Here is a 26,427-nt window from a genome sequence, read left to right as displayed (position 1 = left end):
CCGCGGCCGTTCGGCTACGGCAGATCGGTCACGGGGCAGGGCGGCTACCCAGGTCGGTTACGGCAGTTCGACCGTCTCGATGCCGGGGTTCATCTTGTGCAGCTCGCCCGGCCGGTCGGTGATGACCGGCCAGCCCGGGCGCCGCAGCGCCAAGTGACCCACGTGAGCGGTGGCGAGGTCGACCTGGGCCATGGTGGCGAGTTCGGCGACCGCCAGGGCGGCCGGGCGGTCGAGGCCGTGGAACTCGAAAACCGGTGCGGCCAGCGCCAGGTCGACCTGCTCCCGCCGCCGGGGCGAGATGTCGTGGCCGATCAGGCCGGCGGCGAGAGCCGTGGTGGGGACGTAGAGGACCTGGATCTGTTCGACCGACACGACTACCCGCGCCACCATGAAAGGGCGGCCGAGGGCGAGTTGCCGTATCGCGCCGGCATCGAGGATGTACCCGCCGATCACGCGGCCGCGCCCCCTGCGTCGTCTCCCCGCCGGTCGGAGGCCCGCGCCCACTCCACGGCCTCGGCCCACTCTTCGGTACTCGTCCGCTCGACCTCCGCGGCCCAGCCTTCGATGATGCGCTGGGCGCGCTCTTCGCGACCGAGGCGCTCCTCGACCGCCTCGGTCACGTACGCCGACACGGACTCGATGCGCTTCTCCTTGGCGAGCCTCTTCAGCGCGGCGGCGCTCTCCGCCGGGATCGTGATCGTCACGCGTTCCTTGTCCGTCATACGGTCAGCGTACGACCGTATGCGTCGGCGCGGCAGGGGGACCGCTCACCCCGCCCTACGGCCGGTCCCGGCTCAGGCGGCCGCCGGTGCCAGTTCGGCGCGGCCGAAGAGAAGGGCGTACCCCCTCGGCAGGACCGCGGTGATGCGCCGTGTGAGGTCTTCGCCCGCGCAGTCCGCCAGGACGCCGAGCACGGAACTCACTCCCCAGCGCGCGGCGGGGGGCGTGAGTCCCCCGAGTCTCGCGGCGACGGTCTCGACGAACTCCGGTGCGGTCAGGGGCCTGGCGGCCGGCTTCTGGCGGGCGAGGATGACGGCCGCCTCCACAGGCAGCAGGCGCACCAGTTCGCGGCGCTCGTCACCAGTGGTATGCGTGCCCAGCACAGCCAGTACGGTGCGCAGGACGCGCTCCGCCTCGGCGTCGGTGGCGTACTGCCCTGAGGCGCGTACCTGCTGTACGAGTTCGTTCCACCGCATCACTGTGGCTACCTGCCTCTCTGCTGTTTTCTGCCTAGTGCCCACGGACTAGTGCCCACGGAATTGAGTGGTATCCGGAGGCTGCCCGGATGTGTCCGCAGGGTAATCGTCTGGTGACTGTGTGGTGACTGAGTAGTGTCCGAATTCAGCATGCCTCCTCTTCGGGGCGGCGGCACCTTATGCGGGAGCCCGCCCCGCCGCCGCCCCGACTCGGCCGAACGCCCCACAGCTCACGTCGCCTGGGGGCGGCCGAAGAGGAGGTCGTAACCGGGCGGGAGCTGGAGCAGGACGCGGCGCATCAGTTCGTCGTCGGCCGCATCGGCGACGACGCTGAGGACGGCACTGACGTCCCACTTCGCGGTCTCTTCGGTGGCGCCCTCGATCCACGCCGCTGTCGCCCGTACGAACCGCTGCGGTCCGAGCGGCTCAGCGGCCGGCAGCGGGTTGAGCAGCAGGAGCGCACACGTTTCCGGGAGCCGGGCGGCCAGCTCCGACCGCTCGGAGCCCACGACATGCGCGCCCAGGAGGGCGATCACCACGCGAGTCGCCCGCTCGGCTTCCTGCCGTGAGGAGTACTGGCCCCGTTCCTGGACGGCGGCCAGGAACGCGTCCCACTTCATCACCATGCCGCCAGGCCCTTCCTCGTACGTGCTCGCATCTGTTCCGCTCGCGCCCCGCCCGTGGGGGCGAAGGGGGGGCGGGACCCGGAGCGCGACCCGCGGTCCGGGTCCCGCCGGAGTCAGCCGCTGATCTCCTTCTGGGCGCCTCCCCCGGTGATGGAGATCTTGCGTGGCTTGGCCTGCTCCGCGACCGGGATCGTCAGGCGGAGCACTCCTGCCTCGTACGACGCGTCGATGCGCTCGGTGTCCAGCGTCTCCCCCAGGAACATCTGACGGCTGAAGGAACCCGTCGGCCGTTCGGCGATCAGGACTTCCGCGCCTTCGCCGGCGTCGGAGCGGCGCTCGGCCTTTACGGTCAGCACGTTCCGCTCGACGTCCAGGTCGATCGACTCGGGGTCCACACCGGGCAGATCCAGTTCGACGACGAACGTGTCGCCCTGCCGGAAGGCGTCCATCGGCATGGCCGCCGGCCTCGCGGTGGTGCCCATCAGCTGCTGGGTGAGCCGGTCGAGTTCACGGAAGGGGTCGGTACGCATGAGCATCATTGGTCACTCCTTTCCCGGATACGGGATGCACATGGCGACAACACCTATATAGCTCGCAGCAGCAAACTTGACAAGCCCCCGCTCAATCCCGAATGCCGTAAAGCTCGTCCTGAAGTCCGGCGGCGCCGCAGGCAGCGTCGACGGTCCTGACGCCGGGGGCGGACGTCAGGACCGTCGAGGCGCGCACGGCCGCGGTCATCCAGGCTTGATGCGGCCGCGCCACGACCCGGATTCGCCGCCGCGATGCTCGATGAACTCCTTGAATCGCCGCATGTCACCCTTGACGCGCCGGTCGATCATGCCGGTCATGTCGGCGGTCTTCTCCGCCGCGCCGCTCGTTTCGACGTCCATCACGAGCTCCACCCGTGTGTGCGTGTCGTCGAGCCGCTGGAACCGGACCATGCCCTTCTGGTTCGTGTCACCACCGGTGGTACGCCAGGTGATCCGCTCGTCGGGGAGCTGGTCGACGATCTCGGTGTCGAACTCCCGCCGCACTCCCCCGATCTTCGTGGTCCAGTGGTTGTGGCGGTCGTCGATCTGCCTGACCTCCTCCACCCCCTCCATGAAGTTCGGGAACTCCTCGAACTGCGTCCACTGGTTGTAGGCGGTACGGACGGGGACCTCGACCTCTACCGTCTCCTTCACCGTGCTCATCTGCGCCTCCTCCTGGGTGACGCGCGGCAGCGTGCCTGCCGCGCGGATCTTGGCACGTGGCATCGGGTACCCGATCATCGCGCCCCTAGTCGGGGGATTCGTGGGGCAGATCCCGCGACCGGCCGACGCGCAGCCGGCGCCGGAGTTTGGCCACCAGCGGGTACTTCTCCCGCTGCTCACGGGACTGCCGGTCCAGCTCCTCCACCAGCCGCATGGAACGTTTCTCCACGTCCAGTTCGTCCAGGATCCGGTCGACCTCGGCCAGCAGCGCTCCGTGCAACTGCCACTGGCGCGGATGCTCCCGTACGCCGTCGAGGAGCAGGTGCGCCACGATCTCGCGGCTGTCGCGGCTGGCGGCGAGCTCCCTGACCAGCCGCTCCTCCGCCTCCTCCGCGTTGACGCTGACCTGCGTGGTGATCAGCACGGCGAAGCTCTCGACCGCACGGGCCATATGGATGAACAGCTCCCGCAGGGCGGTGGCGATCTCCGTGGAGAAGAGCGGTTCGTCCGTCCGTGCCTTTGCGAGATCGGTAAGGGTCCGGCATGCCGTACGGAGCACCACGGCGCAGATTTCCAGGGTGTCCAGGCCGGTGCGCAGTACGACCCGGAAGAGCAGTCCCTCCTTGACGCGGGGGTTCAGCCGGAGGCTGTCCTCCGCCTGCCGCAGGGACGCGTCCACCTCCACGATGTCGTGGTCGAGGCGACGCGCCTCGTGCAGCGCCTCGGCCGCCTCCGCCACCGAGGTGTGACCGCGCACTTCGTCCCCGAGACTCAGCAGCAGATCCCGCATACGGCGCGCGAGCCCCTCGATGGCCGCACTCGCGGGCTGCACCCAGACCGGCGGCGCGAACAGCACGTTGAACAGCAGTCCGACGACCGCCCCGATCAGTGTCTCCAGCACCCGGTCCCAGGCCGTCGCGGCCACCCGGGTCACGCCGAGCACCAGCATGGCGCTGATCGCTACCTCGGGTACGAACTCACCGGCCCGCACGAAGCGTCCGAGCACCAGCGAGGCGAGGATGATCAGTCCCAGGCTCCACCAGGTCAGGCCCACCAGGGAACTGAAGCCGATGGCGATGACCACCCCCGCCACCACCGCGTTCACCCGGCGCATGCTGGTGGTGAGAGTCGCGTACAGGGTGACCTGTACGACGAGCAGCGCGGTCAGCGGCGCGGTCAGCGGCGCCGGTTCACTGCTCAGCATCAGGGCGACGACGTAGGAGATGACTGCGGCAACGGTGGACCTGACGGTCTGTACGACCACGGGTTCCTTGTGCCGCCGGACGAGGTTCAGCAGAGGGTCGGTAACTTCAGGCACCCTTAGCTTGTTCCCCCTCTTCCCTCACACAGGCACCATCCGCTGTCTATCACCCGTGCGCTCGTCCCCAGCGGGGGGCGGCCGGCCGACGGGTGCTCAGTCGTCGAGCTTGACGCGCAGCTTGGCGTAGTCGCCGTGGAAGACGGCCTCGACCTGTCCCTCCGCGTCCTCGTACTTGCCGGTGCCGCCGGTGATCGCCGCGTCGCCGCCGTACGTGCCGGAACGGCGGTGATCGATGGTGCCGCTCAGGGTGATGCTGCCGTCGTCGGTGCGCAGCACACTCTGGCACTGCGCGACGACACTGTGAGGGGTCACCTCGACAGCGCTGCAGTGGGCAGTGGCGTCACCGATCTTCTTGCCGGGCTTGCCCTTCTTGACGTCGTACAGGTACGCGTACGAGGTCCAGTCGCTGCCCTTGTGCAGCACACGCGGCATGGTGTCCGAGTGCTTGTGCGCCAGCCAGTTGAGCACCTTGGCCTTGGACTCGGCCTTGGGCACGGGGGCGGCCTGGGCGGTGAACGCGAGGGCGCCCGTGACGGTCATCGCCATGGCGGCGGTGGTCACAGCGGCGGAAAGCTGTCGGGCACGGAAGTGGAGCATGGAACCTCCAGTGGATGAGAGTGGGGTCGCCCGGCTCCGTGGAGACGCCGGGCGACAGCGCGAGCCCACTCCAACGCCCGCCGGCGGCTTCGGGTGACTGCCACGAGCGAGGATCACCCGCCTGGTTGCGCGCTGTCACCTCTTCAGCCCTCAGACGGCAATGCCAGCAGACCGGGGCCGCACGTCAGGGCCACCGACGATCTCCGAGGTGGCCGCCGAGGCCGGTGTCGGCAGGGCGACCGCGGCCCGGACGCTCGGCGGGTACGGATACGTCAGCCCCGAGTTGAAGGAACGCGTCCTCACGGCGGCCGAGAAGCTCGGGTAGCGCGCGAACGCGCTGGCGCGCAGCGTGTCGACCGGTGTCAGTCACACCCCCGGAGTCTTCGTCGCGAACATCGCCAACCCGTTCTTCGCCGGTGTGGTGCGCGGCATCTGCGACAGCTCGCGGGCCCGGGGCTTCGACACCATCGTGTTGAGTACGTACGCGAACCTCGACGAGGAGGTCGCTGCGACCAACGTGCTCATCGACAAGCGGGTCGACGGCGTCATCATCGCCTCCGCCGCTGTCGGGGGCGGCGAAGTGGCCCATATCCGGACGGCGTTGGACCGGGGCATCCCCGTCGTGCTTGTCGACCGGGCGATCGGGGCACTCGATCTCGACGCCGTCGTCATCAACAACCGGGACGCGGCGCGCGAGGCGGTGGAGGTGCTCATCGCGACCGGGCACCGCCGCATCGGATTCGTACGGGGGCCGCCCGTGACGAAGGTGCCCCGGACCCGGCGTGAGCTGCTCGCCGCGGCGTCGCGCAATCTGTGGACCGACGGGGAACTGTTGCGCGGATACCTCGACGCGCTCGACGACGCGCACATCCCCTTCGACCCGGAGCTGGTGATGGTCGGGCCGAAGACCGAGGAACGGCGACCGAGGAGGTCGTCCGCATGCTGACCCTCCCGCGGCGCATCACCGCGCTGTTCTGTACGGAGACCGACGCGGTGACGGGAGCCCTGCGCGCCGTCCGGCAGGAGAAGCTGTCCTACCCGCGCGACCTGTCCCTGATCGGCTTCGACGACAGCGCCCGGGCGGCGGTCATGGACCCGCCGCTGACGATGATCGAGCAGCCCGTGCACCAACTCGGCGCGAAGGCGGCCGAGGTGCTCCTCGATGCGCTGGAAGGCGCCGAACTGCGACGCGAGACGCACACGCTGCACACCCGCCTCATCCTGCGCACTTCGGTCGCACCGCCACAGCCTTCCTGAGGACAGCGGCGTCGCGACGCGTCGCGGCGGGCGGGGCGGCGGATGACTGGATACCGTAACAAACCGGACCAATCATCGAGCAGGAGAGAGCGAAACGATGGCCGCACAACCAGAGGGCGTTCCGTGCTGGGCCGACGCGATGTTCACCGATGTGGAGGGTGCCAAGGCTTTCTACGGCGACGTGCTGGGCTGGACCTTCGGCGAGGGCTCTTCGGAGTACGGCAACTACACGCAGGCGTACTCCGACGGCAAGGCGGTGGCCGCCGTCGTCCCGCCGATGCCCGGCCAGGAGACCCCGTCGGCCTGGTGTCTGTACTTCGCGTCGCCGGATGTCGCCGCCACCGCCCGGAAGATCACCGACAACGGCGGTGAGGTGCTGATGGAGCCGATGCAGGTCGGCGACTTCGGTTCCATGCTGATCGCGAAGGACCCCGGCGGCGCCACGTTCGGCGTGTGGCAGGCGGGCCGGCACGAAGGCTTCGAGAAGCGCGGCGAGCCGGGCGCGTACGCCTGGGCCGAGGTCTTCACGCGCGCCCCCGAGAAGTCGGACGCCTTCTTTCCCGCCGTCTTCCCGTACACCGTGCAGCGGATGGAGGACGACGCGGTCGACTTCAAGGTGTTCAACGTCGGGGACGACACCGTCCTGGGGCGGATGACGATGACGGACGAGTTCCCGCCGGAGATCCCGCCGTACATCCAGGTGTACTTCACTGTCGAGGACTGCGACGCGGCGGTGTCGAGGGCGACCGAGCGCGGCGGCGAGCTGCAGTTCGGGCCGATGGACAGCCCGTTCGGGCGGTTCGCGGCACTGACCGACCCGCAGGGCGCGGCGTTCGCCGTCATCGACATGCGGACGACGAAGGGCGAGATGCCGAAGATGACGCCTGCCTGACGCATCGCACCGTGCGGCCCGCCCGCTGCGTACCGCCTCCCGGCCCACCGGTTCAGTGGGATACGACGGCCCGCCGCCCGGCCATGCTCCGCTGGTTCCTTCTGCCGCCGCCCATAGGGTGGGCGCATGAGCGATGAGTGGTGCTCGGCCGGCGCCGGAGTCATGAGGTTGCCCTCCGGCCTGCTGGTGCGCGGCCGGGGCCTGCGTCATCCGCTGCCCGCAGGGGTGACGCCGTCCTTCGCCGTCTACCTGCTGGGCAAGGAACCGCCGCCGGTGGCGTGGGAGGCCCGATGGCTGCGCTGGCCGGATTTCCGGCTTCCGCGGGATCGCCGTCAGGCCCGGAACGTGCTGCGGGAAGCGCTGGAGCGGGCGGCCGGCGAGCGCGTGGAGATTGCCTGTGGTGGCGGTCGCGGGCGTACGGGTACGGCGCTGGCGTGCATGGCCGTCCTGGACGGGGTCCCGGCGGACGAGGCCGTGGCGTACACCCGTCGGCACTACCACCCGCGCGCCGTGGAGACTCCCTGGCAGAAACACTTCGTGCTGCGCTTCGGTGACGACGACGACACGTAACCCCGTGTGTCGCCTCACGGGCGCGAGGTGGGCTCCCGCGCGCTCAGTCGACCTGGATGGCAAGGAGACAGGCGTCGTCGTCGTGGGCCGTGCGCGTGTAATCGGCGATGATCCGGTCGAGCGTCGCACGGGCCGGAAGCCCCGCGTTTCCCGACAGGCTCCGGCTGAGGTTGTTGATGCCCACGGTGATGTCCTCGCCCCGGCGCTCGACCACACCGTCGGTGTAGAGGAGCAGCAGGTCGCCGCTGCGCAGCGGGACCGGCGCGGTCTCGTACGCGTACCCGGGCATCAGGCCGAGGAGCGGGCCGAGATGGTCGGAGGGGAGAAGGGACACTTCCTTGCCGCGCCGCAGCAGTGGGGGCGGATGGCCCGCGCACGCCCAGCGCAGGACACGGTCGTGGTCGATATGCCCGGTGATCATGGTCGCTGTCAGCGCGGAGGGGTCACTGCACACCAGCTCGTTCAGCCACGTCGTCATCTCGCCGGCCGGCGCGCCCGTCTGGGCGAGGCCGGCGAGGGCGTGGCGCTGCTGGGCCATCCGGGCGACGGCGTCCAGCCCGTGGCCGACGGCGTCTCCGATGGCGACCAGTACCCGCCCGTCCGGCAGGCGCCTGCACTTGTACCAGTCGCCGCCCACGGCCGCGTCGGGCTCGGCCGGCAGATAGGCGGCGGCCACCGTCAGCCCCAGCTCGGCGAGCTCCGCGGAGTGCGTGGGCAGGAGCGCCTCGCGCAGGACGGAGGCGATGCGCCGTTCCGCCTCGGCCTGCTGGCGCAGCCCCTCCGTCTCGCGCCGGCTCTCCGCCAGACGGCGGCGGCCGCGCATCTGGGGCGTCAGGTCGCGTGCGACCAGGTGCACGGCCCACGGGCGTCCGTCGGTTCCCGCGACGGGCCTGCCGAGCAGGTCGAGGGTGCGTACCTCACCGAAGACACGGAAGCGGATACGTGTCCAGGAGGGCTCCTCACCGGCGAGGACGGCGGTGATCAGCTCGGCGAGCGCCGGCACCTCGCCGGGCAGGACCGCGTCGCAGAGCTCCGTGAGGGACCACGGCATGCCCGGGTCGGTACGGAAGATGCGGTGCAGCCCCTCCGACCAGTTGACGGCGCCGGAGAGAAGGTCCCAGTGGCCCCATCCCAATGAGGCGATGTGCTGAGCGTCGAGGGTCAGGCTCTCGGCCTGGCTGCGGGCGGGGAGCCAGGTGGTCAGCAGTTGGCCGCCGCAGGAGGCGGCGTAGTACAGGAGCGGGGCGCGATGCAGTCGGCCGTGCCGCTCCTCCGTGTAGTCCACGGTCAGCCCGTTGAGGGCGCGGCCGGACTTGAACACCGACGTCAGCGCCGCCAGCAGTCCGCTCGTCGCGGCTCCGGGGCGGGCCTCCAGGAACCGCTGCCCCACCTGGGTGTCCGGCGGTTCGAGCCATTCCGAAGAGCGGACGTGGTTGCCGGCCCGGATGACGAAGTCCGTGATCTCACCGGTCTCGTCCTGGACAGGGGCCAGGAGCGCCGCCGAGACGGGGATGGCCGCCATGCTGGAGCACAGGCAGGCCCACGGGTCGTGACCGGTCACGCCGTTCGGGCCGTTCGGGCCGCCACCGCCGGTTTCTCGCTGCCCGGCCGGGAGGTCGTCCGCCGGTTCGGCTCTTCCTGAGGTGAAGGTCTCCAGGGACTGACCGCTCATGGGCGAGGCGTCACCGAGGGCGGTCGCGAGCGGCAGGCGCGTTTGCGCCTTGCGGCGTACGTCCGCGCGCAACGCGGCGACCTCACGCTCGATGAGCGACTTCAGGCCCTCCACGTCGTGGGGCAGGTCCGGCAGGCCCGGCAGTGAGAAGCTCACCGGATCGTCGCCGCCCTGCCGTAGAGGACACTCACGGTGATGACCTCCCGGCGTCGCGCGTCAAGATCCGTCCACCTCGATCGTAGGTTCCGCCCCGGCCGCACGCGAGCGCTCACCGCCGGGCTGCCGTAGCCGGATGGTGGTGGCGAAGGTCCCTGCCGGACGGGACTTTAGTCCCGTGTTGGGCGCTTTCAGGGCGGAAACACCCAAATCAGGAAGCCGAGGACCCGCTCCCCGCGCCGGGCGGTCCGCCACCGCCGCCACAGCCGCCGCAGCCGCCACCGCCGCGGGAGCGACATGGAAGGAAGAGAATGCGCTGGATCGCGCTGGCCAAAGCCCAACTGAAGCGAGCGACCGACGGGTTGGTCCCACCCCGGACCGCCTCGCCCGACCCGGCCTCGGACGCGTTGCTCGTACGGGCGCCCACCGGCGGGGAGTGCTGGACCTGCGTCGAGCGACGGCAGATCAGCTGGCGGATCACTGGGTGCCTGGGATATCCGTGCAGCGTCCTGCTGGAGCGCAGGACGGAAGAGGGGGAGTGGTCCGAGGCCGCGGTACTGGCCTCACAGGTGGATCCGCGCGCGCTGCGGGCGTCCGTGGTGGTGCCGGAGCTGCCTGAGGGACCGTACCGCGTACGCATCACCTCCCCCGAGCTGCCGCACGGCGCCTGCAGTCCGCCTCTGACGATCAGCCGCAACGGCACCGTCCGTCTCCCCGCGACCACAGGGTGAAGGAAACAGTCACGAGTGCCGGATGGAACGTGGTCGCCGTGGGGGCCGACCCGGCTGAGCGGACGGCGAATCCGGACGTGACGGGGGAACTGCGCGGCGCGCCGCCGCACGCACACCGCCTGGAGGCGGAGACGCAGGCGCAGATGCGGGCGGAGATCACGCAACTGCGTCAGGCGTTGTCCAGCCGTACGGTCATCGGCCAGGCACAGGGCATGCTGATGGCGTTGGCCGCCTGCTCCGCCGATGAGGCCTGGGACGTACTGGTGGAGGTGTCCCAGCGCACCAACATCAAACTGCGGGAGGTGGCGGCGGCTCTGGTCGCCGCCGCCGGTGGCAACGAGCTCCCCGCGTCCGTCCGGGTACCGCTGCGGCAGTCGGTCAGACGGGTACGCAACGCCGGCTGATCCCGGTCGGCCTCGGGTGGACCGGCTTAGGCGGCCGGTCCACCCGCGTCGCCGGCCGAGCGCGCTCAAGAGCCCGGTAGTCCGTGCCGCGAATAGAGCCGCCGCCGCGCCCCGGTCACCGGATGTCGCGCCGGATAAAACACATCGGGCGCGAGCAACCCTGCGCGGGCGGCAGTCGTCTTGATCCACAGCAGGACGGTCGGCCCCTGGTGGTCGGCACCCTCCCGGCCCACCAAGCGCCCGGGTTCGGAACCAGGTGGCTATACACCGTACGTATACACGCAGTGCATAGCCGCGCACCACCGCTGCCCCGGCCACGCACGAAAGGCACCCATGCACAGCAAGGCATTCGCGCCGGAGTACCAAGGCGCCCTCACCGCGCTGTCGGTGAACTCCTCCCTGACGGACGTACTGGAAAAGGGCACCCAGAACCTGAGAGCGGCCGAAGCCTCCGGTTCGCAGCAGGAGGTGGCACGGTCCGGGCTCGCCGTCGCCGAGGCGCACCGCCGGCTGGGCAACGTCGAGGAAGCCGACCGGGCGTGGAAGGCCAGTTACCGCGCCGCCCGTGCGGCCGGTGACCTCGGGGCCATGGCGTGGGCGTTGTGGAGCGGCGGGACGCTCGCCCGGCAGCGGGGCGCGCTCGCGCTGGCGTTCCGGTTGCTGGGCCTCGCCGCCGACATGGGCGAACGGGGCGGGGACGTCGTGGCCCGCGGCTACTCCCTCGCCGGTCTGGCGGAGACCGGACGCATACAGGGGGACTACGAGGCGGTCGCCGTACTGCACGAGCAACTGCTCGCCGAGGCACGCAAACGTGGCGAGGCCCGCCACACCGTATGGGCGCTGGAGGGCATCGCGCAGATACACCGCAACACCGGCTCGTACGACACGGCGCTGGCGATGTTCGAGGAGGCGGCCCAGATCGCCGGGAAGGCGGAGGACCGGCGGGGCAGGGCATGGGCCCTGCGCGGCATGGCCGACATCCTTTCCCTGCGCGACGACGACCCGGACCGCGCTCTGGCCCTGCTCGCGGAGGCGGAAGTGACCTGCCGCGAGATGAAGTTGTCCAGCGCCCTCGCCTACAACCACAAGATGCGCGCCAACGTGTTCTACCGAGCCCGCCGTTACGAGGAAGCCCGCCAAGTGTACGAGCAGGCTCTCGCGGAGTTCCGTGCCATGAGCGAGCCGCGCGGCGAGGCCCTGGCACGGCTCGGGCTGGTCAAGGCGCGCGCCCGGCTCGGCCGGGACCAGGACGAGACCGCCGCCGAGTTGAGCGAGTTGCGCCGTACGCTCGACCGGATCGGCCTGCGCCACGCCCGGGACATGGTCGACAAGGCCCATGCCGAACTCGGCGTACTCCCCCTTGCCACCGTGGCGGACGAGGAAGACGGCCGACGATGACGCTGCCGGTAACAGACCTGGCCACCGCGCCGCAGATCCTCGCCCGCTGCCGCGACCTCGTACGGCCCGCCCTCACGCAGGCGGTGCGGCGCCTTCATCCGTGGCCTGCCGAGATGGCCGCCTTCTCGCTCGGCTGGAGCGAGGTGGGCGGCAGGCCCGTGCCCGGCCCCCGCGCCGGCTCGCACGGCAAGGGGGTACGCCAGGCTCTCACCGTGCTGTGCGCCGAGGCAGCGGGCGGATCCGCCGAGGACGCGGTCGTCGGTGCGGTCGCCGTGGAACTGATCCACACGTTCTCGCTCCTGCACGACGACATCATGGACGGCGACGAGACCCGCCGGCAGCGCGCGAGCGTGTGGAAGGCGTACGGCACGGGCCCCGCGGTGCTGGCGGGAGACGCGCTGTTCGCCCTGGCCGTGGAGACGCTGGCCGACTGCGGCACCGTATACAGCGGGGCGGCGGTGCGGCACTTGGCGGGGACGCTGAACGACCTGGTGCGCGGTCAGGCCGAAGACCTGCTCTTCGAGGCCCGGCCCTGGACGGGCCCGGAGGCCGTGTCCCCGCAGGAGTACCGGTCCATGGCCCGCCACAAGACCGGCGCGCTCCTCGGCTGCGCCGCGGGCCTGGGCGCCGTACTGGCCGGGGCACCGGCCGCCACGGTCGACGCCCTCGCGCGGGCGGGCCGGCAACTCGGGGTGGCCTTCCAGGCGGTGGACGACCTGCTGGGCATCTGGGGCGATCCGCAGGTCACAGGGAAGCCGGTGCACAGCGATCTGCGCCGGCTGAAGAAGACGTACCCCGTCCTCGCGGCCGTGTCCGCGGACGGCCCGGCCGCCCGGCGCCTGGTCGCGCTCCTCACCTCGGGCAATCCTCTCGACGACACCGCCGCCCGCCGGGCCGCCGAGCTCATCGAGGAAGCCGGCGGGCGCTCCGCCACGCTGGCCGAAGCGCGGGACCATCTGGAGAGGGCCCGCGACAGCCTGGGGAGCGTCCCGTTGGCCCCGGCGGCGGTCGGCGACATCCTCACGCTTCTGCCGTTCCTCGTCGACCGAAGAATGTGACGGATCAAGGGCTCGCGGGCGCGAGCCGGCCGTGACCGTGGGTCAGCCGCGGCCGGGGGCGCTGCTGCTGGAGCTTGCCGAGTCCAGTTCCAGCAGCTTGCGCGCCGTCTCGCGGGCATGGTCCGCCGCGGCACTGTCGTCGCTGACGGCGGCTGTGGTGATCGCGCCCTCCACCAGCAGAAGGAGCGACTGCGCCAGCCAGGCCGAGTGGCCCGCCTCGCTCACCAGGCGCGCCAGGTAGTCCTTCAGGGCCTCGACGTGGTCGCGGGCGGCGATCGCGACCGGTTCGGATGTAGCGCCCAGTTCCCCGAAGGAGTTGACGAAGGCGCAGCCCCGGAATCCCGGTTCCCGGAACCACGACCCCAGCCACTCGAAGACGGCCAGGATCCGGTCCTCGCCCGAAGGCTGATCCTCGACGTGGCCGGCCAGTGACGCGCGCCATCGCACGTCGCGCCGGCGCAGGTAGGCCTCCACCAGGTGGTCCTTGGAGGGGAAGAGCTGATAGAGGCGCTTGAGGGACGCGCCGGAAGCGTCGCGGATCTCCGCCATGCCGACCGCCTGCAGGCCGCGCCCGTAGAAGAGCGTCTCGGCGGCGTCGAGGATGCGGGTCTCCTGTGCCGCGGCTTCCATGCCGACCTCCCCTTGCGTGAGAATCACCGTTCTCTTACGCTACCGCGAAGAGGGGAGAATGCCCATTCTCCCCTGGGGAAGGGGAGAACCGTGACCGACAAGAGGCCGCCGTTGCCGCCGTTCACCGCCGGGACCGCCCGTGAGAAAGTCCAGGCTGCGGAGGACGCGTGGAACAGCCGGGACCCCGAGCGTGTGGCCCTCGCCTATACCGAGGACTCCGAGTGGCGCAACCGCGACACGTTCCTGCGCGGTCGCGCGCAGATCGTGGAGTTCCTGCGCGACAAGTGGCGGCGCGAGCTGGACTACCGCCTGCGCAAGGAGTTGTGGGCCTTTACGGACCACCGGATAGCCGTCCGCTTCGAGTACGAGTGGCACGACGAAGCGGACCGGTGGTTCCGCAGCTACGGCAACGAGAACTGGGAGTTCGACGACAACGGCCTGATGCGACGCCGTTACGCGAGCATCAACGACCTCGCCATCTCGGCGGACGAGCGGCGCATAGCGATCTGACGGCTATAGGGCGCTGACGGCCGGTAGGGCGCTGACGGCCAGTAGGGCTCTGACGGCCCGCGAACGCCCGGTCAACGCACGGTCAGCGCCCGGTCAGCGCCCGGTCAGCCGGGCCAGGTTCCGGTCAGGCGGTGTACGGCGGTGGCGCCGCCGCGGTCGACCGCCGCCTTGACCGCCGCGAAGATGGCGCCCTGTACGGCCGCGGCGATCACGATCTCCCGCCATCCGCGCTCCTCGTCGGTGGCGTCCGGGGCGTCCTCGTCGTGACCGATGACCTTCCACACCTGCTTGAACAGCGCGCCGGCCAGGGCGCCGCTCACGGCGCCCAGCACCAGGCCGACCGGTTTGTAGGCAACCTTGGACGCTTTCATCAGCACCTCCCGCCGCGCCGTGTGGCGACGACGACGACAGCGATCGCCGCCGCCAGACCGGCGAACACGAGCAGATTGCGGTTGGTGTGCGCGTCGCCCCTGCCGCCGGGCCGGCCTTCGCCCATGCCGGACGCCGCGTCCTTGTTGTGCCTCTTTCGTCCCAGACCGTGAGCGGTCTGCGTCAGTTGGTCGCCGGCCGAGGCGACCTTTTCCCGTACCGGCTCAGGCGTCTTGTCGTGCGCGGTGTGGAGGGCGTGTGCCGCCTTGTCCTGCACCATGCCCTTGACCCTGGCCGCCTTCTGCTGTGCCTGCGCTTTTACGTCGGCCTTGGCGGCCAGCGCTTCGACCGTCCGGCCGAGCTCCTCGCGGGTCCTGGCCACCTGGGCCCGCAGTTCGTCGGGGGTGGGCGAGGAACCGTCGCCCTTTGCCTTGTCCGTCATCGCCGTGCCCTCTCCTTGATCTCCGCCACGTCGGCCTTGACGCTGTGGATGGCCTGCTGGGGGGCGGCCGGCGTGGCGCGGCTGACCTGCTTCTTGCCCACGAGGGCGAGCACCGCCGCCACAACGAGCAGCGCGCCTGTGACGACCAGCGCGGAGAGCCACAACGGCCAGACCAGGTCCAGGGCCACGATCGCGGTGGCCGCGGCGGCCTGCAGAGCGAGGATGCCCACCACGCCGGCTCCGCCGAGCAGACCGCCGCCGAGCCCGAACCGTTTACCCTTCTGCTGCATCTCGGCCTGTGCCAGGCGCAGCTCCTGCCGCATCAGCTGGGAAATCTGCTCCGAGGCCTGCTTGACAAGGTCGCCCACCGACTCCTCGGTGTCCCTGTGGGGCGGTTGGCCCACTGACGTGCTCATCGTCGTGACCTGCCTTTCCTTGCTGCGTCTTGCTGCGTCTTGCTGCATCTCGCTGCATCTCGGTCTGCGCCAGGCGCGGCGGTGTGGACGGCCTGCCCGCTGGTGGCTGTCCTCTCAAGTCGTAGCCGTTACCGCGGATGCCCGCCAGCCGACACCCCACGCGTCGCGGACGAACCGATCCGCCCCCGCCCTCGACTCCCTACGTCAGGAGGCGCAACAGCAGGCGCGGTGCGTGATGCACCAGCAGGGCACTGCCCACACCAATGGCGGCGCCGGCCGCGACATCACTGGGGTAATGCGCTCCGGCATGGACACGCTCCACGGCCACCATCGCGGCGGGAACCGCGGCTGCCGCCCCCACCCACGGTGAGGTGAGGGAGACCGCGACGCTGAAGCCCACGGCGGCAGCGGTGTGCCCGGAGGGGAAGGACGAAGTGTCCGGCCGGTCCTCGACATCGTCGTGCGGGATCATGTCCGTGGGGGGTCTGCGCCGCTCGTACAACTGCTTGCACAGCGCGTTCGCGATCAGCTGGGCGCAGAGCATGCCGGCCACTCCCCCGGCTGCGGCCCTGCGTTGCGTGGCACCTCCCACGGCGGCCATCGTGATGGCGGCGCCCCACCAGAGTTTGGTTCTCTCGGCCGCCGATTCCACGGCCGGCAGCATCTTCCGGGCCCACGGCGAGTCCCAGGAGGCGGCCCGGCGGGTGAGCTGCCGGTCGAGGCGGCGTACGTCATGGAGGAGGCGCGTCACGGCCTCCTTCGGCCGCGCGGTGTCGAACCCGTCGACGCCCCGGCCCAGGTGCTCCAGCACAGTCACTCGCTGCCCATCTGCTTACGGTCCTGGTCACTCCACTTGCGGGTGTCACGCGGCTCGACGTAGGGCTCCTCGTCGCTGGGATGGCCGCCGACGATGGCGCGTTCACGGGTCATCTCCGCGTCGAACTCCAGCCCCAGCAGGATCGCCAGGTTCGTGATCCACAGCCACACCAGGAAAATGATCACTCCGGCGAGGGTTCCGTACGTCTTGTTGTACGAGCCGAAGTTCGCCACGTACAGCGCGAAGCCCGCCGAGGCGATCATCCAGATCACCAGGGCCAGGAAGCTGCCGGGGGTGACCCACTTGAAGCCGCGGCCCCTGGCGTTCGGCGACGCCCAGTACAGAAGCGCGATCATGATGGTGACCAGCACCACCAGAACCGGCCACTTCGCGATCGACCAGACGTTCAGGGCGGTGTCGCCGATCCCCAGCGTCGTACCCAACTGCTTGGCGAGGCCGCCGGAGAACACCACGATCAGCGCGCTGACGCACGCCAGGATCATCAGCACCAGCGTCAGGACCAGCCGCAACGGCGTGATCTTCCAGACCGGCCGGCCCTCGGGGATGTCGTAGACGGCGTTGGATGTGCGGATGAACGCGGCCACGTAGCCGGACGCCGACCACAGGGCACCCAGAAGGCCGACGATCGCCAGGATCGATCCCGTACCGCTGCCACTGGCCTGCAGTTGCTCGACCGCACCGGTGATGATGTCGCGGGCGGAGCCGGGCGTCAGCTTCGCGATGTTGTCCAGGATGGCCTTGGTCGCCGACGCACCCGCGATGCCCAGGATCGACACCAGCACCAGCAGCGCGGGGAACAGCGCCAGTACCCCGTAGTACGTCAGTGCCGCGGCCCGGTCGGTCAGCTCGTCGTCCTTGAACTCCGCCGTCGTGCGCTTGAGCACCGCCCCCCAGGACTTCTTGCCCAGCTGGGTGGGCGAGCCGGGAGCGTCCCGTTCCACCTGGGGGTCCGGTCCCGCACGGCTGCCGGACTCCGCGTCCGCCCCGGCAGCCGCCGGACGTTGCTCGCGCCCGTGCTCGTCGTCTTCGTCTCCGTGTTCCTGCCGCCACTTCGATGCCATGACCTACGAGTAACCGCAAAGTCCGGCTTATGCACGTGCAGCCGGACTTTGAATCATGGCGATGTCGCTGGAACTCTGCGCCATTGGAGTGCATTGCCGCACTTCTGCCGACGGCCAGGGCGCCGACGCTGTCAGCGATACACCCGCGTGTACGCCCCTGAGGCACCGCCCGTCGTACAGGATCCCCCACGAGCGCTCGCCCGGCCGGGCGGTCAACCCGCTGTTCTGACGTGCAGGTGCCCCTCGGCCGGGAAAGCCGGCGGACAGGCGGGCAGCACCCTGACGAACTCGTATCCGGTCTTGGCCGCGACGCGACACGAAGCGGGGTTGTCCACCTGATGGAGCAGTTCCAGCCGCTGGAGACCATCGGCGGCGAAGGTCTCGAAGGCCCAGGTCGTGAGGGCCTCCAGAGCCCGGCGGGCCACTCCGCGGCCGCGGGCATGGAGTGCGTGGATTCGACTCGGGGAGCAAAGGTCATTGATGTCCCCGTGAGGCAGTCGCATACGGTTGTTCGCCGGCCTGCCGTGACGGCGCCGCGTCGTCTACCTGCCGAATGCTCCGGCGCTGTAGAGGTAGAGAGCGACAACACCTGCCACGCAGACCAGGACCACCCAGGAGCTGAAGCTCGTGTGTCGACCCCGGCGTCTCAACCGCCCTGCGCGGCCGGACCGGCCGGGCCGGGTGGAGCCTCTGGAGCGGTCGGTGCCTGAGGACGGGGCGGGAGCTTGTGGGGTCGCGTCGACCGCTGCCTCGGCGAGCAGGCGGCGGCAGGTCGTGGCGAGCTCGCCCGTACCGGCGGCGAGCGGGACGATCGCCTCCGAACGCGCCGGGGCCGTAGTACCGCCGTCGAGGATGCGGCCGGCGCGGACGAGGATCTCGCCCCGGCCACCCGCGGGAGCGAGACTGATCCAGCGCTGCACGTGCTCACCCCGGATGACGACACCACCGGCCCGGTCCCGGTACACGGTGTGCTCCCGCCACAGCACTTCGGCCAACTCGCTGGCCGTGTCTCTCAGTTGCCCACTCATGCGTCCCCCTTCGCCGTAAGGCATTCGATCAAGCAACGCACTCTAGCGGCAGGTACACACCAACTTGCCGCGGGGGGGGGGCCGGTGGAGCGCTCAGCGGTAGTCGAGTTCGATGTAGTCGATGTCGGTCAGCTCCACGTGGAGGCCGGGCGCCCGGCGCCCGCGGTCCTTGAAGTACTCCTCCTGGAGGCCTTCGGCGGCGATGCGCTGCAGTTGCTGTTCGGTCGCGCCCGCGGCCTGGGCGTCGAAGAGGCGGCTCGCGTAGGCGGGCGGCAAGTGCTGCGTGATGAGCCGCAGCCGGCCGTCGTCCGTCGTCCCCGGCGCCGCGGTGAATCCGAACCGCGCGCGGGTCTCGATCACGATGCCCGTGGTACTGGCCGCCTGCTGCTTGGCGCGCTCGCGGACCTTCGGCTGCCAGCTCTTGCCCACCTCGGCGACCAGGCGCGCGGCGAGATCCTTGCGCGGCCGCTTGAACTGCCCCTTGAGGTAGCGCTCGACCGTGCGCTGGGTGGTGCCCAGTCGCTCGGCCACGGCCTTGGTGGAGCCCTTTTCGCTCTTCACCAGGAACCGCATCTGCGCCTGCGCGGACTTCGGCAGGGGCCGGGTGAACGTGTTCGCCTCGGCCTTTTCGAGGCTGTCGCCCAGGATGCCCATCACTGACCCCTATTCTCCGTCGGCCGACGCGTCGCCGCCCTTGATGTGCCGGGCGGGGTTGTGGCCTTGATCGAGCATCTGCACGGCCCACATCATCGGCCGGCTGCCCTCGCACTTGACCATCCCCGGTGAGACACCGAGGCGGAACCCGCCGGGAAGCGGCTTGTCGTCGGGCGTGCGGGGCAGGAAGTCCAGCGGCGAGGGGCCGTCGGACAGATACACGGCGCAGTCGGAGAGGACCGCGATCGGGAACAGTCCGACGCCTGCGAGCTTGAGCATCTTGCGGTGCATGTTGATGCGGGCGGCGGAGATCACGGCGGCGCGGATGTCCGGGCGCCAGGTCGGACGTTCCAGGGCGGGCCAGCGTTCGCCGGGGCGGTATCCGGCGCCCTGCGGGCGCTCGCGGAGCTTGCCGATGCCGCCCTTGACCGTGGCCTTGATGGCGGACAGGACGGCGGCCTGCCCGGCGTCGGCCTTCTTGTGCTGATCCATCGCCTCGAGGAAGTCCGCCTCGCGCATCCCGGAGACGACGCCGAGCTGCTCCATGGTGGCCATGTACGCGTCGCGCAGCCGCGTGTACCAGGCGTCCAGGTACGCGGCGTGCTCCCGGCGGACGTACGCCTCGGCCGGCTGCACCTGGTGCCCGAGCTCCACGGCGTAGGCGACGGTCGGCGTCGCGTACCAGGCCGGGCCGGCCGGCCGTACGCCGTGCGGGGTGAACGGGTTCGGAAGGCGCGGGTCGATCTCGATGTGGGACAGGTCGACGAGCCAGCTGCCGGGCAGCTTCGCGTCGAACGCCGGGCTGTGGACGTACGTCGCGGGGCCAAGGCCGACGTTCAGCCGGTTCGCGGCGGCGGCGAACGCCATGTTCACGTCGATGCCGACCGCGTACGGCTTCGCGCACTCCTCATCGGTGAGCAGCTCGGGGTCGCGAATCCACTCGTACGCCTCTTCGTCGAGGACCTCGGCGGGAGTGCGCCGGTGACCGCGCGGGTACAGGGCGGCGACGACGGGGTGTTCGTCCGGGGCTTCCGGTGGCGCGGGGTCCACCGGGCCGGTGAGGGAACCGGGGTTCGGGCCGGACGACCATGCGCCGGTCATCTCGTCCTTGACCGCTCGGGTGGGCGGGCGCAGCGCGGTCATCAGCTCCAGGCCGGAGACCGCACAGGAACCGCGCGGCGTGATGACCTTCGTGGCGTACGCGCCCAGCACCTGGGCGAGTTCCGCCGCGGGAAAGTCCGCCGCGTCGCCCCAGGCGCGGGCGTCGAGAGCGCCCCAGGGCACGATCGCGAACTGAACGCACTGGCGCCGGCCCGCATGTGCGGGACGGTAGACCCTGGCCCACGGGCCGAAGCCGCGCTTGGTGGTCTTCCAGTTCGCTTTCGCGATCTGCTTGTTGACCTTGTGGTCCTCGGGAAGGCGCAGGCCTCGCCGGTCCTCCAGGACGGCCGGGAGGCCGAGCCGCTCGGCGGCGGCGGCCGTGATGACGACCAGCGGGTCGGCGTCCTTGCCGTTGCGGTTCAGCCGGGGCGCCCCCAGGTGCGCCTCGGTGAGGGCCCAGTCGACCAGGGCGGGAACGGTCGTGGCCGGGCAGTCGAGCACCAGGCCGCCGACGCAGTACGCCGACCCGTCACCGTCCAGCACCGCGAGCGGGCCGTTGGCGAAGCGCGGATCGACCGCTGCCGCGGCGGGAGCGGGCTCTCTCGTCGCGGGAGGCCTCTTCACGGGAGGCCTCTTCGCGGGTGGGCGGCGCGACATCGACGGGCTGCGGACCGGCTGCGCGGTGCGGGGCTCCGGCGGTGCGGGGGTGGTCGGCGGTTTGGGCGGGGCGGGAACGGTCTGTGGTTCCGGCGGGGTGGGGACGGTCTGTGGTTCCCGCGCCGCGTACGGGGTTTGCGGTTCGGGGGCGGCTGCCAGCTGGGTGGCGATGCCTTCCAGCAGCTTGGCGTAGGCGGCTCGGGTGGCGCCCTGTGGTTCGCTGCGGCCCGCTTCCCATCCGGCCACGGTGGTCCGGGTGACGTCCAGTGCGGCGGCGATCTCGCTCTGGGTGAGGCCGTAATCCGTGCGCAGCCGGGCGCGCTCGGCGGGCTCGGGCAGGTGAGTGCGGCGCGGCCCGGCCTTCAGGAGGGCGTCGACGGGGTCGGGCTTGCTCGCCATGCGGCGCTCGCTCCTTCGGTGTCGGTCGTTGTCAGTCGTTGTCAGTCGCGGATGGGCCGTGCGGGGCGGCGTCCAGGAACTCGCGCAAGTGCCGGCCGGTGAGGATGCGGGCGGGATTGCGGCCCGGAGGCAGCGGAAGCCGGTGACCCAGGGCCCACTGGAAGCGGGAGGCGGGGGCGAGGTCGAAGGCGTACTTACCGCCTGCGGTGAGATCCGGCTCAGAGCCGACGATCCGGAAGGCGCCGACGCACACCCCGCCGTCGACGAAAGCCAGCAGGAAGTCGCCGTGCTTCCCGACCGTCTGCGTGGAAAAGCGCCACCACCGGGCCGCGCCTTCCGCGACGGTCTGGCCATTGCGAAGCGACTGCCTCACGTCCACCGCGAGCATCCGTCCCCGTCCCCATCCAATGCTTCGTTCCCCACAACGATTCGATCTTAGCTCAGAGCAATGCCTTTTATCGGCCGATAAAAAGTGGTGTCGATGGTGAGCTGTCGACTCCAGAATCCGGAATCCCCTGGGGGTGTCACGACGGTGCCGGATCGCCGGGGGCCTTCCTGCGGCGCAGCCAGGCGCGCAGCCCGCGGGGCGTTTCGGGGAGAGGGGGCGGCAGAGACCGGCTGGTCTCCGGGCGCGGTGCCGTGCGGTGCTCGCGCGCCTCGTCCAGGAGCAGCGCCAGGCTCACCCGCTGCCAGAGGATCTCGTCCGGATCGTCGGCCAGCAGCAGGCGGTCCATGGCCTCGCGCGTGGGGGGCGATTCGCCGTGGCGCCCCACGAGTGCCGGCCGGAGCTTGTTGAGGTACGCGCGCTCGTAGGGGTCGTCGACGACCTCCGCGAGCTGGACGGGGTCGAGGACGGAGCTGGTGATAGCCGCCTGCTCCCAAGGGTCTTCGGTCTGCCGCGTCAGCAGAGCCAGGCGTCGGCTCCGCCAGTTGCGGGCGCGGCGGTCCTCCCCCGCGTCGAGTACGGCGCGCATCTTCTGCGGGGACCTGCCGGTGAGCAGGCCGGGCTCGCGGGTGGCCAACTCCGCCAGTTCTTCGGCCAGATACAGCCAGACCACGGCCCGGTAGCGGTTCAAGTAAAATTTGACGGGCGTCATGTATCCGGCGCGGGCGAGCTTGCCGAACCGGACGGGGCTGATGTCCATCAGCTGCGCGCCCTCGGTGGTGCCTACCGTCCGCACCCGCTCACTCAGCGTCTCCTGTTGCGGGTCCGCCGCCTGGAGCCGGTCGAGCTCCTCGCGGGCGACCCGGCGGTGGCTGCCATCGGCGTCGACCGTGGTGCGGATGTGGCCCAGCAGAACGGCAAGGTCGAACTCGCTTCGTTTCAGGCCGAGCTCCTGGGCGGCCCTGGCTGCGGACAGCGGCTTGCCGGCCTGTGCCGCGACGGCGGTGAGGTGTGCTTCTTGTACGGCCATGGTCTTCTCCCCGTGAGATCTGAATACTCTCGGTGACGACCGTAGCCTGAATGGCGCGCTGCCCGCCCGGCCTGTGGACAACTTTCGGGCCGGGCGAGTACGCGCAGGTCAGATGTCGGTTCCCGCAGCGGTTCCCGGCTGCCTCGCCGCCACGCCGAGGTGCTCGCCGACACGGTTGACGAGCAGTGCCATCTCGTAGGCGATGTGACCGATGTCGGCCTCGGCGGCGCTCAGCACGCACAGACAACTGCCGTCGCCGGCCGCGGTGACGAAGAGAACCCCTTCGTCGAACTCGACCATCGTCTGGCGGACCTTTCCGAGCCGGAAATGCCGGCCCGATCCCTTGGCGAGGCTGTGCAGTCCCGACGACACGGCCGCCAGGTGCTCGGCGTCCTCCCGCGCCAGCTCCGTACTCGCTCCAGTCACCAGGCCGTCGTTGGACAGCACCAGTGCGTGCCGCACGTGCTCGACCCGGTCGGTCAGGTCGTCCAGAAGCCAGTCGAGTCCTTTGTCCAGCGCCATGTTGCGGCCTCCCCGTTGATTTGTTCCCCGTTGCCCTGATCGATGACAAGCCTTCCCCACTGACGCCGTCGCGGCAACCACGTGTTTCCGCCGGTGCTGGAGGGACCCCCGATGCTCCGCCGGTGAGTTGGGCACGTACGACGCCAACGCAGACAGCCGCGCAGTGCGGTGCGCGGTGCGCGGTGGCGAGGCTTCGCGGACCTTGCCTGAGCTTCCGGGAACCTGGGGGACGATGTGCGTATGGCCGATGACCACACACACGATGACCCCACGCACGTTCAGGCGTTCTTCACGGCCCGCGCCGCGGACTGGGACACCCGTTTCCCGGACGACGGACCGGCCTACGCCGCCGCGGTGGCCGACCTCGGGCTGCGGCCCGGTGACGCCGTACTCGACGCTGGCTGCGGCACAGGGCGCGCCCTGCCGTTCCTCCGTGACGCCGTGGGCCCCGGCGGCTCGGTGCTGGGAGCCGACATCACGCCGGCGATGCTGGAGGCCGCCGTGCTGGCGGGACGCCACCGCGCCGCGCAGCTGCTGATCGCCGATGTCGCCCGGCTGCCGGTACGGACGGGTGCCCTGGACGCCGTCTTCGCAGCCGGCCTGATCTCGCATCTCCCCCGGCCCGCGGAAAATCTGCGCGAGCTGGCCAGGACCGTGCGGCCCGGTGGCCTGCTGGCGTTGTTCCACCCCATCGGCCGTGCGGCCCTCGCGGCTCGCCAGGGCCGGCAGATCACCCCGGACGACCTGCGGGCCGAGCCCCGACTCCGGCCGCTGCTCGCGGGTTCCGCGTGGCGGATGACGTCGTACACCGACGAGAACGACCGGTTCCTGGCGCTCGCCGTTCGCCAGGACTGAGCCAGGAACCGGTCGTGCCGGGCCGGCCGGTCCGGCCGCGCCGCCGGGGAGTCACTCGGCGGCGGCCGAGCGCCCGGTGTGCGGAACCGGGCAGCCTCCCGTCCCCGGCGTCGGGAACGTCCCCAGGTTCGCGACCGTGTAGCCGCCGGGGTAACCCTTGATCTCGCGGTTCTGCCGGGCGTAGTGCGGCTTGCCGCGCGGCGGCAGCAGTCGCACGGCGCGGGCACGCAACCGGAGGGCGCCCCTGACCACCGCGCGGGCAGCGGGCGCCGGAGGGTCGTAGCGGAAGGCGCGCAGGAGCGCGTCGTCGAGGAGAGCGAGGCTGGCGCCGCGCATCAGCGGCGCGAGAGGGCGTGGATACCAGGACGCCATGAGCGCGAGCGTCGCGTCCGAGACCTTGCGCGCCCCCTCGTCCCAGCCGAAGTGCTCCGTCTCGTACGTGTCGAGGCAGCGCTCGAACCCCTCGAAGGAGAGCGGAATGTCCTTGATGCCCATGTGCTTGCCGAGCATGCGGTAGTAGGCGGCGGAGGCCCGCAGTTCGTGGTCGGACAGCCGTCGCCATCCGTACGAGTCGATCCAGCGCTTCGGCATGACGACAAACGTGCACAGCACATAGCGCATGTCTTCGTTGCTGATGTCGTAGCTGCGGTGCATCTGGTTGATACGGCGGATGGCGGTGCGGCCGTCCTCCGTGTCGAAGCCGTGCTCCACGACGGTGTCCAGGAGCAGCGCGGTGTCGTCGTAGCGCTTCTGGGAACGGTCGGTCAGCTCTGCCGTCACGGCGAGGAGGCGGCCGATGCCGGGCACGGCGTACGTGCGGTAAAGGGCCAGCTCCAGAGCACGTGTGTAGTCCCACGGGAACTCGTACGTCGCGGTGAGCCGGTAGATCGTCAGGAAGTCCTTCTCCGGATCGAGCCGCTGGATCTCCTTCAGCCGGTCGTAACGCTTCAACGCACCGTCCCCCTTCTGTCACCGGGGGTCCAACTCTACGTTGGAGGAGCACACTTGAAGTGCCGGCGATCCAACCAGTCAGGGGGAAGGCGGTCCGCGTGTTCGACAACGTACGGAACAGATTCGGGAAGCTCTTCGGACCGCGTCCCGGTGGCGCGGTGCGGGCGCAGGCCGCGGCGCAGCCGGGAACGCGTCAGCACAACATCTTCGAGGCGGCCGCGGCCTACGTGTCCGCCTGCGCGGAGGACGACGAGCCGCGTATCGAGGAGGCGTCCGGCTGGGTCTCTCCGGAGGCGCTCTCCTTCGGGGTCAACGAACTGGCCTGCCGGGCGGTCATCGCGCTCGCGCGGGAGCGCGGCGAGTCACCGCACAGCGTGGCCCGTACGCTCCTCGGGCTCCCGGCTGCCTGACGCGGGTTCTTTCGCCGGTGGACCTCGACGAGGGGGTTACTCACTGGTTAGGGTGCGCCGACGACCGATCCGAAGGAGCGTGCCGTGACCGGACCGGACACCGACACCGACACCGACACCGCCGAGAGTGCTGAGGACGCCGAGGACGCGCTGTTCGTGCTGACCGCGGTGCTGCTGACGCCCGCGCAGTTCCCGAGCGTGCTCGGCGACGACTATCCGCAGGCCTGTGCGGCGCTCGGTCTGGAGCCGTACGCCGACGGGTACGGCCTGGTCCTGGGCCAGGACGGCACGGGTGCGCGGTGGACCGTAGTGATCGACGACGTGTCGCTGGTGGCGGTCGCCATCGCCTCCTGGGACTGCGGTATGGAGTACGACCTGTCGCCGGACGAGCGCACGGTCGTCGCCGGCCTGCCCGGCTGGCCGCTGTCGCTCGCGGTGGCCGCTCCCGGTCTGCCGCACCCGCACGACCCCGTCCCCGGCAACGGACCTGACGGGCAGCGTGAGCCGTCCCCTCTCGCACCGCCCGACACGGACGAATGGGGTCCCGCCCAGCGGCGGCTCGGCGCCGACGAGATCGCGCTCCAGTGGGCGGCCTGGCGCGAGCAGATCGACGACGAGGAGACGTTCGTCGCCCCCGGTGACCATCCGCACGCCGGCCATGCGCACTCCGGTGTGCGGCGTGTGATCGAAGAGCTGCACGGCTACGTGAACGCCCCGCCACCGCCGGGGCGGGTGCGTTCGACGTTCGCGTCCGGCGAGGCACGCACGCTGCGGGCCGACGGTCCCGGCTGGTCCGTGGTCGCCAGGACCGACGACATCGCTTTTGTGCTGCTGGACGACGAGCCGGGTGAGGTTCTGCCGGTCGGCCGGGGCCCCGAATTGCCCGGTCTGCTGGAGGCGCTCGACAAGATCGCTGTACGGCCCGCCTGACAGCCGCCGCCCCCACCGGTCAGCAGGCAGTCCCCCGGATCGACGAGAAGCGCTGCCACCGACGTGTCGGGGTCCGGGACGTGGACGGCCCCCATGTCCGGGTCCTGCGCCGTGTGGGCCGGGCCCATGGCCGGGCGGGGTGAGGGGACAGGACGATGTGGCGCTGCG

General features: G+C 70.7%; 35 protein-coding genes and 1 pseudogene. 13 read left to right on the top strand and 23 right to left on the bottom strand.

Translation table 11 applies throughout. The features are described 5' to 3' along the window. Positions 1 to 57: 57 nt before the first annotated feature. From G412_RS0114230 to G412_RS0114190, 8 genes are all read right to left on the bottom strand, one after another. Entirely contained in the window at positions 58 to 453 is a 396-nt protein-coding gene (locus G412_RS0114230; protein WP_028812684.1) for a hypothetical protein, read from the bottom strand. Beyond that, positions 450 to 722: a ribbon-helix-helix protein, CopG family gene (locus G412_RS0114225; protein ID WP_028812683.1), complete on the bottom strand. Its 273-nt coding sequence runs from the start codon at positions 720 to 722 to the stop codon at positions 450 to 452. Before G412_RS0114225 ends, G412_RS0114230 begins: the two co-directional genes overlap by 4 nt. A gap of 72 nt (positions 723 to 794) precedes the next feature. Beyond that, positions 795 to 1,196 (bottom strand): DUF2267 domain-containing protein, encoded by a 402-nt coding sequence (locus G412_RS0114220; protein WP_028812682.1) that lies wholly within the window; start codon positions 1,194 to 1,196, stop codon positions 795 to 797. Between the two features lie 230 nt (positions 1,197 to 1,426). Beyond that, positions 1,427 to 1,822, bottom strand: coding sequence for a DUF2267 domain-containing protein (locus G412_RS0114215; protein WP_028812681.1), 396 nt, complete (start codon positions 1,820 to 1,822; stop codon positions 1,427 to 1,429). 113 nt (positions 1,823 to 1,935) lie between these two features. After that, a complete protein-coding gene (locus G412_RS0114210) occupies positions 1,936 to 2,361 on the bottom strand; it encodes an Hsp20/alpha crystallin family protein (RefSeq protein ID WP_028812680.1) in 426 nt (141 codons plus the stop codon). A 195-nt stretch (positions 2,362 to 2,556) separates the two neighbouring features. Continuing rightward, a complete protein-coding gene (locus G412_RS0114200) occupies positions 2,557 to 3,015 on the bottom strand; it encodes an SRPBCC family protein (RefSeq protein ID WP_028812679.1) in 459 nt (152 codons plus the stop codon). Between the two features lie 85 nt (positions 3,016 to 3,100). After that, positions 3,101 to 4,333, bottom strand: a complete 1,233-nt coding sequence (locus tag G412_RS34385) for an FUSC family protein (RefSeq protein WP_037648769.1) — start codon at positions 4,331 to 4,333, stop codon at positions 3,101 to 3,103. Between the two features lie 96 nt (positions 4,334 to 4,429). Then, positions 4,430 to 4,933 carry an allene oxide cyclase barrel-like domain-containing protein gene (locus tag G412_RS0114190; protein WP_028812678.1) on the bottom strand — a complete coding sequence of 168 codons (504 nt, stop codon included), beginning with the start codon at positions 4,931 to 4,933 and terminating at the stop codon, positions 4,430 to 4,432. 208 nt (positions 4,934 to 5,141) lie between these two features. Here G412_RS0114190 and G412_RS40490 point away from each other — a divergent pair, with 208 nt between their 5' ends. From G412_RS40490 to G412_RS0114175, 5 genes are all read left to right on the top strand, one after another. Then, positions 5,142 to 5,258, top strand: coding sequence for a LacI family DNA-binding transcriptional regulator (locus G412_RS40490; RefSeq protein WP_208857870.1), 117 nt, complete (start codon positions 5,142 to 5,144; stop codon positions 5,256 to 5,258). 24 nt (positions 5,259 to 5,282) lie between these two features. After that, positions 5,283 to 5,879 carry a substrate-binding domain-containing protein gene (locus G412_RS40485; RefSeq protein WP_208857869.1) on the top strand — a complete coding sequence of 199 codons (597 nt, stop codon included), beginning with the start codon at positions 5,283 to 5,285 and terminating at the stop codon, positions 5,877 to 5,879. Continuing rightward, positions 5,774 to 6,190, top strand: coding sequence for a substrate-binding domain-containing protein (locus tag G412_RS40480; protein WP_483027166.1), 417 nt, complete (start codon positions 5,774 to 5,776; stop codon positions 6,188 to 6,190). Before G412_RS40485 ends, G412_RS40480 begins: the two co-directional genes overlap by 106 nt. Positions 6,191 to 6,287: 97 nt before the next feature. Then, a complete protein-coding gene (locus G412_RS0114180) occupies positions 6,288 to 7,082 on the top strand; it encodes a VOC family protein (RefSeq protein WP_028812677.1) in 795 nt (264 codons plus the stop codon). Positions 7,083 to 7,208: 126 nt separating this feature from the next. Then, on the top strand, positions 7,209 to 7,652 hold the full coding sequence (locus G412_RS0114175) for a protein-tyrosine phosphatase family protein (protein ID WP_028812676.1): 444 nt from the start codon (positions 7,209 to 7,211) through the stop codon (positions 7,650 to 7,652). 43 nt (positions 7,653 to 7,695) lie between these two features. On the opposite strand, the gene G412_RS0114170 is transcribed toward G412_RS0114175, so the two are convergent. Further along, complete coding sequence (locus tag G412_RS0114170; protein WP_028812675.1) at positions 7,696 to 9,480, bottom strand: PP2C family protein-serine/threonine phosphatase; 1,785 nt, start codon at positions 9,478 to 9,480, stop codon at positions 7,696 to 7,698. Positions 9,481 to 9,791: 311 nt separating this feature from the next. On the opposite strand from G412_RS0114170, the gene G412_RS0114165 reads away from it, so the two are divergent. The 4 genes from G412_RS0114165 (at position 9,792) to G412_RS37165 (ending at position 13,071) form a co-directional block, all read left to right on the top strand. Then, positions 9,792 to 10,211, top strand: coding sequence for a hypothetical protein (locus tag G412_RS0114165; protein WP_028812674.1), 420 nt, complete (start codon positions 9,792 to 9,794; stop codon positions 10,209 to 10,211). Positions 10,212 to 10,249: 38 nt separating this feature from the next. Continuing rightward, positions 10,250 to 10,615 (top strand): ANTAR domain-containing protein, encoded by a 366-nt coding sequence (locus G412_RS34375; protein WP_244282959.1) that lies wholly within the window; start codon positions 10,250 to 10,252, stop codon positions 10,613 to 10,615. Between the two features lie 333 nt (positions 10,616 to 10,948). Continuing rightward, a complete protein-coding gene (locus tag G412_RS0114155; protein WP_028812673.1) occupies positions 10,949 to 12,013 on the top strand; it encodes a tetratricopeptide repeat protein in 1,065 nt (354 codons plus the stop codon). Beyond that, positions 12,010 to 13,071: a polyprenyl synthetase family protein gene (locus G412_RS37165; RefSeq protein WP_051338338.1), complete on the top strand. Its 1,062-nt coding sequence runs from the start codon at positions 12,010 to 12,012 to the stop codon at positions 13,069 to 13,071. The genes G412_RS0114155 and G412_RS37165 overlap by 4 nt, the downstream gene beginning before the upstream one ends. Before the next feature lie 42 nt (positions 13,072 to 13,113). Here the strand turns inward: G412_RS37165 and G412_RS0114145 are convergent, their stop codons facing one another. Then, complete coding sequence (locus G412_RS0114145) at positions 13,114 to 13,701, bottom strand: TetR/AcrR family transcriptional regulator (RefSeq protein ID WP_028812672.1); 588 nt, start codon at positions 13,699 to 13,701, stop codon at positions 13,114 to 13,116. Between the two features lie 90 nt (positions 13,702 to 13,791). Here G412_RS0114145 and G412_RS0114140 point away from each other — a divergent pair, with 90 nt between their 5' ends. Next, a complete protein-coding gene (locus G412_RS0114140; RefSeq protein WP_028812671.1) occupies positions 13,792 to 14,211 on the top strand; it encodes a nuclear transport factor 2 family protein in 420 nt (139 codons plus the stop codon). A gap of 104 nt (positions 14,212 to 14,315) precedes the next feature. Here the strand turns inward: G412_RS0114140 and G412_RS0114135 are convergent, their stop codons facing one another. The 12 genes and pseudogenes from G412_RS0114135 to G412_RS0114080 form a co-directional block, all read right to left on the bottom strand. Then, the gene (locus G412_RS0114135; protein WP_028812670.1) at positions 14,316 to 14,582 is read right to left on the bottom strand and encodes a DUF4235 domain-containing protein; all 267 of its coding nucleotides are present in this window, start codon (positions 14,580 to 14,582) and stop codon (positions 14,316 to 14,318) included. Continuing rightward, complete coding sequence (locus G412_RS0114130) at positions 14,582 to 15,022, bottom strand: DUF3618 domain-containing protein (RefSeq protein WP_028812669.1); 441 nt, start codon at positions 15,020 to 15,022, stop codon at positions 14,582 to 14,584. The genes G412_RS0114135 and G412_RS0114130 overlap by 1 nt, the downstream gene beginning before the upstream one ends. Next, positions 15,019 to 15,438: a phage holin family protein gene (locus G412_RS0114125; protein WP_028812668.1), complete on the bottom strand. Its 420-nt coding sequence runs from the start codon at positions 15,436 to 15,438 to the stop codon at positions 15,019 to 15,021. The genes G412_RS0114130 and G412_RS0114125 overlap by 4 nt, the downstream gene beginning before the upstream one ends. A 199-nt stretch (positions 15,439 to 15,637) precedes the next feature. Then, positions 15,638 to 16,255: a phosphatase PAP2 family protein gene (locus G412_RS0114120; RefSeq protein WP_244282958.1), complete on the bottom strand. Its 618-nt coding sequence runs from the start codon at positions 16,253 to 16,255 to the stop codon at positions 15,638 to 15,640. After that, a complete protein-coding gene (locus G412_RS0114115; RefSeq protein ID WP_028812666.1) occupies positions 16,252 to 17,337 on the bottom strand; it encodes a YihY/virulence factor BrkB family protein in 1,086 nt (361 codons plus the stop codon). The genes G412_RS0114120 and G412_RS0114115 overlap by 4 nt, the downstream gene beginning before the upstream one ends. A gap of 212 nt (positions 17,338 to 17,549) precedes the next feature. Continuing rightward, a pseudogene (locus G412_RS34370) lies at positions 17,550 to 17,786 on the bottom strand (GNAT family N-acetyltransferase); the annotation flags it as partial. Between the two features lie 93 nt (positions 17,787 to 17,879). After that, positions 17,880 to 18,365: a hypothetical protein gene (locus G412_RS0114105; protein WP_051338337.1), complete on the bottom strand. Its 486-nt coding sequence runs from the start codon at positions 18,363 to 18,365 to the stop codon at positions 17,880 to 17,882. A 93-nt stretch (positions 18,366 to 18,458) separates the two neighbouring features. Next, a complete protein-coding gene (gene tpg / locus G412_RS0114100) occupies positions 18,459 to 19,019 on the bottom strand; it encodes a telomere-protecting terminal protein Tpg (protein WP_028812664.1) in 561 nt (186 codons plus the stop codon). 9 nt (positions 19,020 to 19,028) lie between these two features. Continuing rightward, positions 19,029 to 21,176 carry a telomere-associated protein Tap gene (gene tap / locus G412_RS0114095; RefSeq protein ID WP_028812663.1) on the bottom strand — a complete coding sequence of 716 codons (2,148 nt, stop codon included), beginning with the start codon at positions 21,174 to 21,176 and terminating at the stop codon, positions 19,029 to 19,031. Between the two features lie 31 nt (positions 21,177 to 21,207). After that, positions 21,208 to 21,549 carry a hypothetical protein gene (locus G412_RS0114090; protein WP_244282957.1) on the bottom strand — a complete coding sequence of 114 codons (342 nt, stop codon included), beginning with the start codon at positions 21,547 to 21,549 and terminating at the stop codon, positions 21,208 to 21,210. Between the two features lie 151 nt (positions 21,550 to 21,700). After that, the gene (locus G412_RS34365; RefSeq protein WP_051338336.1) at positions 21,701 to 22,591 is read right to left on the bottom strand and encodes a DUF6397 family protein; all 891 of its coding nucleotides are present in this window, start codon (positions 22,589 to 22,591) and stop codon (positions 21,701 to 21,703) included. A 108-nt stretch (positions 22,592 to 22,699) separates the two neighbouring features. Next, positions 22,700 to 23,113, bottom strand: a complete 414-nt coding sequence (locus G412_RS0114080; protein ID WP_028812661.1) for a roadblock/LC7 domain-containing protein — start codon at positions 23,111 to 23,113, stop codon at positions 22,700 to 22,702. Between the two features lie 240 nt (positions 23,114 to 23,353). Between G412_RS0114080 and G412_RS0114075 the strand changes: the two genes are divergently transcribed. Continuing rightward, a complete protein-coding gene (locus tag G412_RS0114075; RefSeq protein ID WP_028812660.1) occupies positions 23,354 to 23,968 on the top strand; it encodes a class I SAM-dependent methyltransferase in 615 nt (204 codons plus the stop codon). A gap of 51 nt (positions 23,969 to 24,019) precedes the next feature. On the opposite strand, the gene G412_RS0114070 is transcribed toward G412_RS0114075, so the two are convergent. Further along, positions 24,020 to 24,919, bottom strand: a complete 900-nt coding sequence (locus tag G412_RS0114070; RefSeq protein WP_028812659.1) for an oxygenase MpaB family protein — start codon at positions 24,917 to 24,919, stop codon at positions 24,020 to 24,022. A gap of 158 nt (positions 24,920 to 25,077) precedes the next feature. Here G412_RS0114070 and G412_RS0114065 point away from each other — a divergent pair, with 158 nt between their 5' ends. Next, positions 25,078 to 25,329 carry a hypothetical protein gene (locus G412_RS0114065; RefSeq protein WP_244282991.1) on the top strand — a complete coding sequence of 84 codons (252 nt, stop codon included), beginning with the start codon at positions 25,078 to 25,080 and terminating at the stop codon, positions 25,327 to 25,329. 84 nt (positions 25,330 to 25,413) lie between these two features. Continuing rightward, positions 25,414 to 26,259, top strand: coding sequence for a hypothetical protein (locus G412_RS0114060; protein ID WP_028812657.1), 846 nt, complete (start codon positions 25,414 to 25,416; stop codon positions 26,257 to 26,259). Positions 26,260 to 26,427 lie beyond the last annotated feature (168 nt).

Origin of the sequence: Streptomyces flavidovirens DSM 40150 (genome assembly GCF_000429085.1) — a bacterium.
Taxonomy (GTDB): domain Bacteria; phylum Actinomycetota; class Actinomycetes; order Streptomycetales; family Streptomycetaceae; genus Streptomyces; species Streptomyces flavidovirens.
The sequence above is the reverse complement of the archived record's forward strand: the minus strand, read 5'-3'. Positions and strand labels throughout refer to the sequence as shown.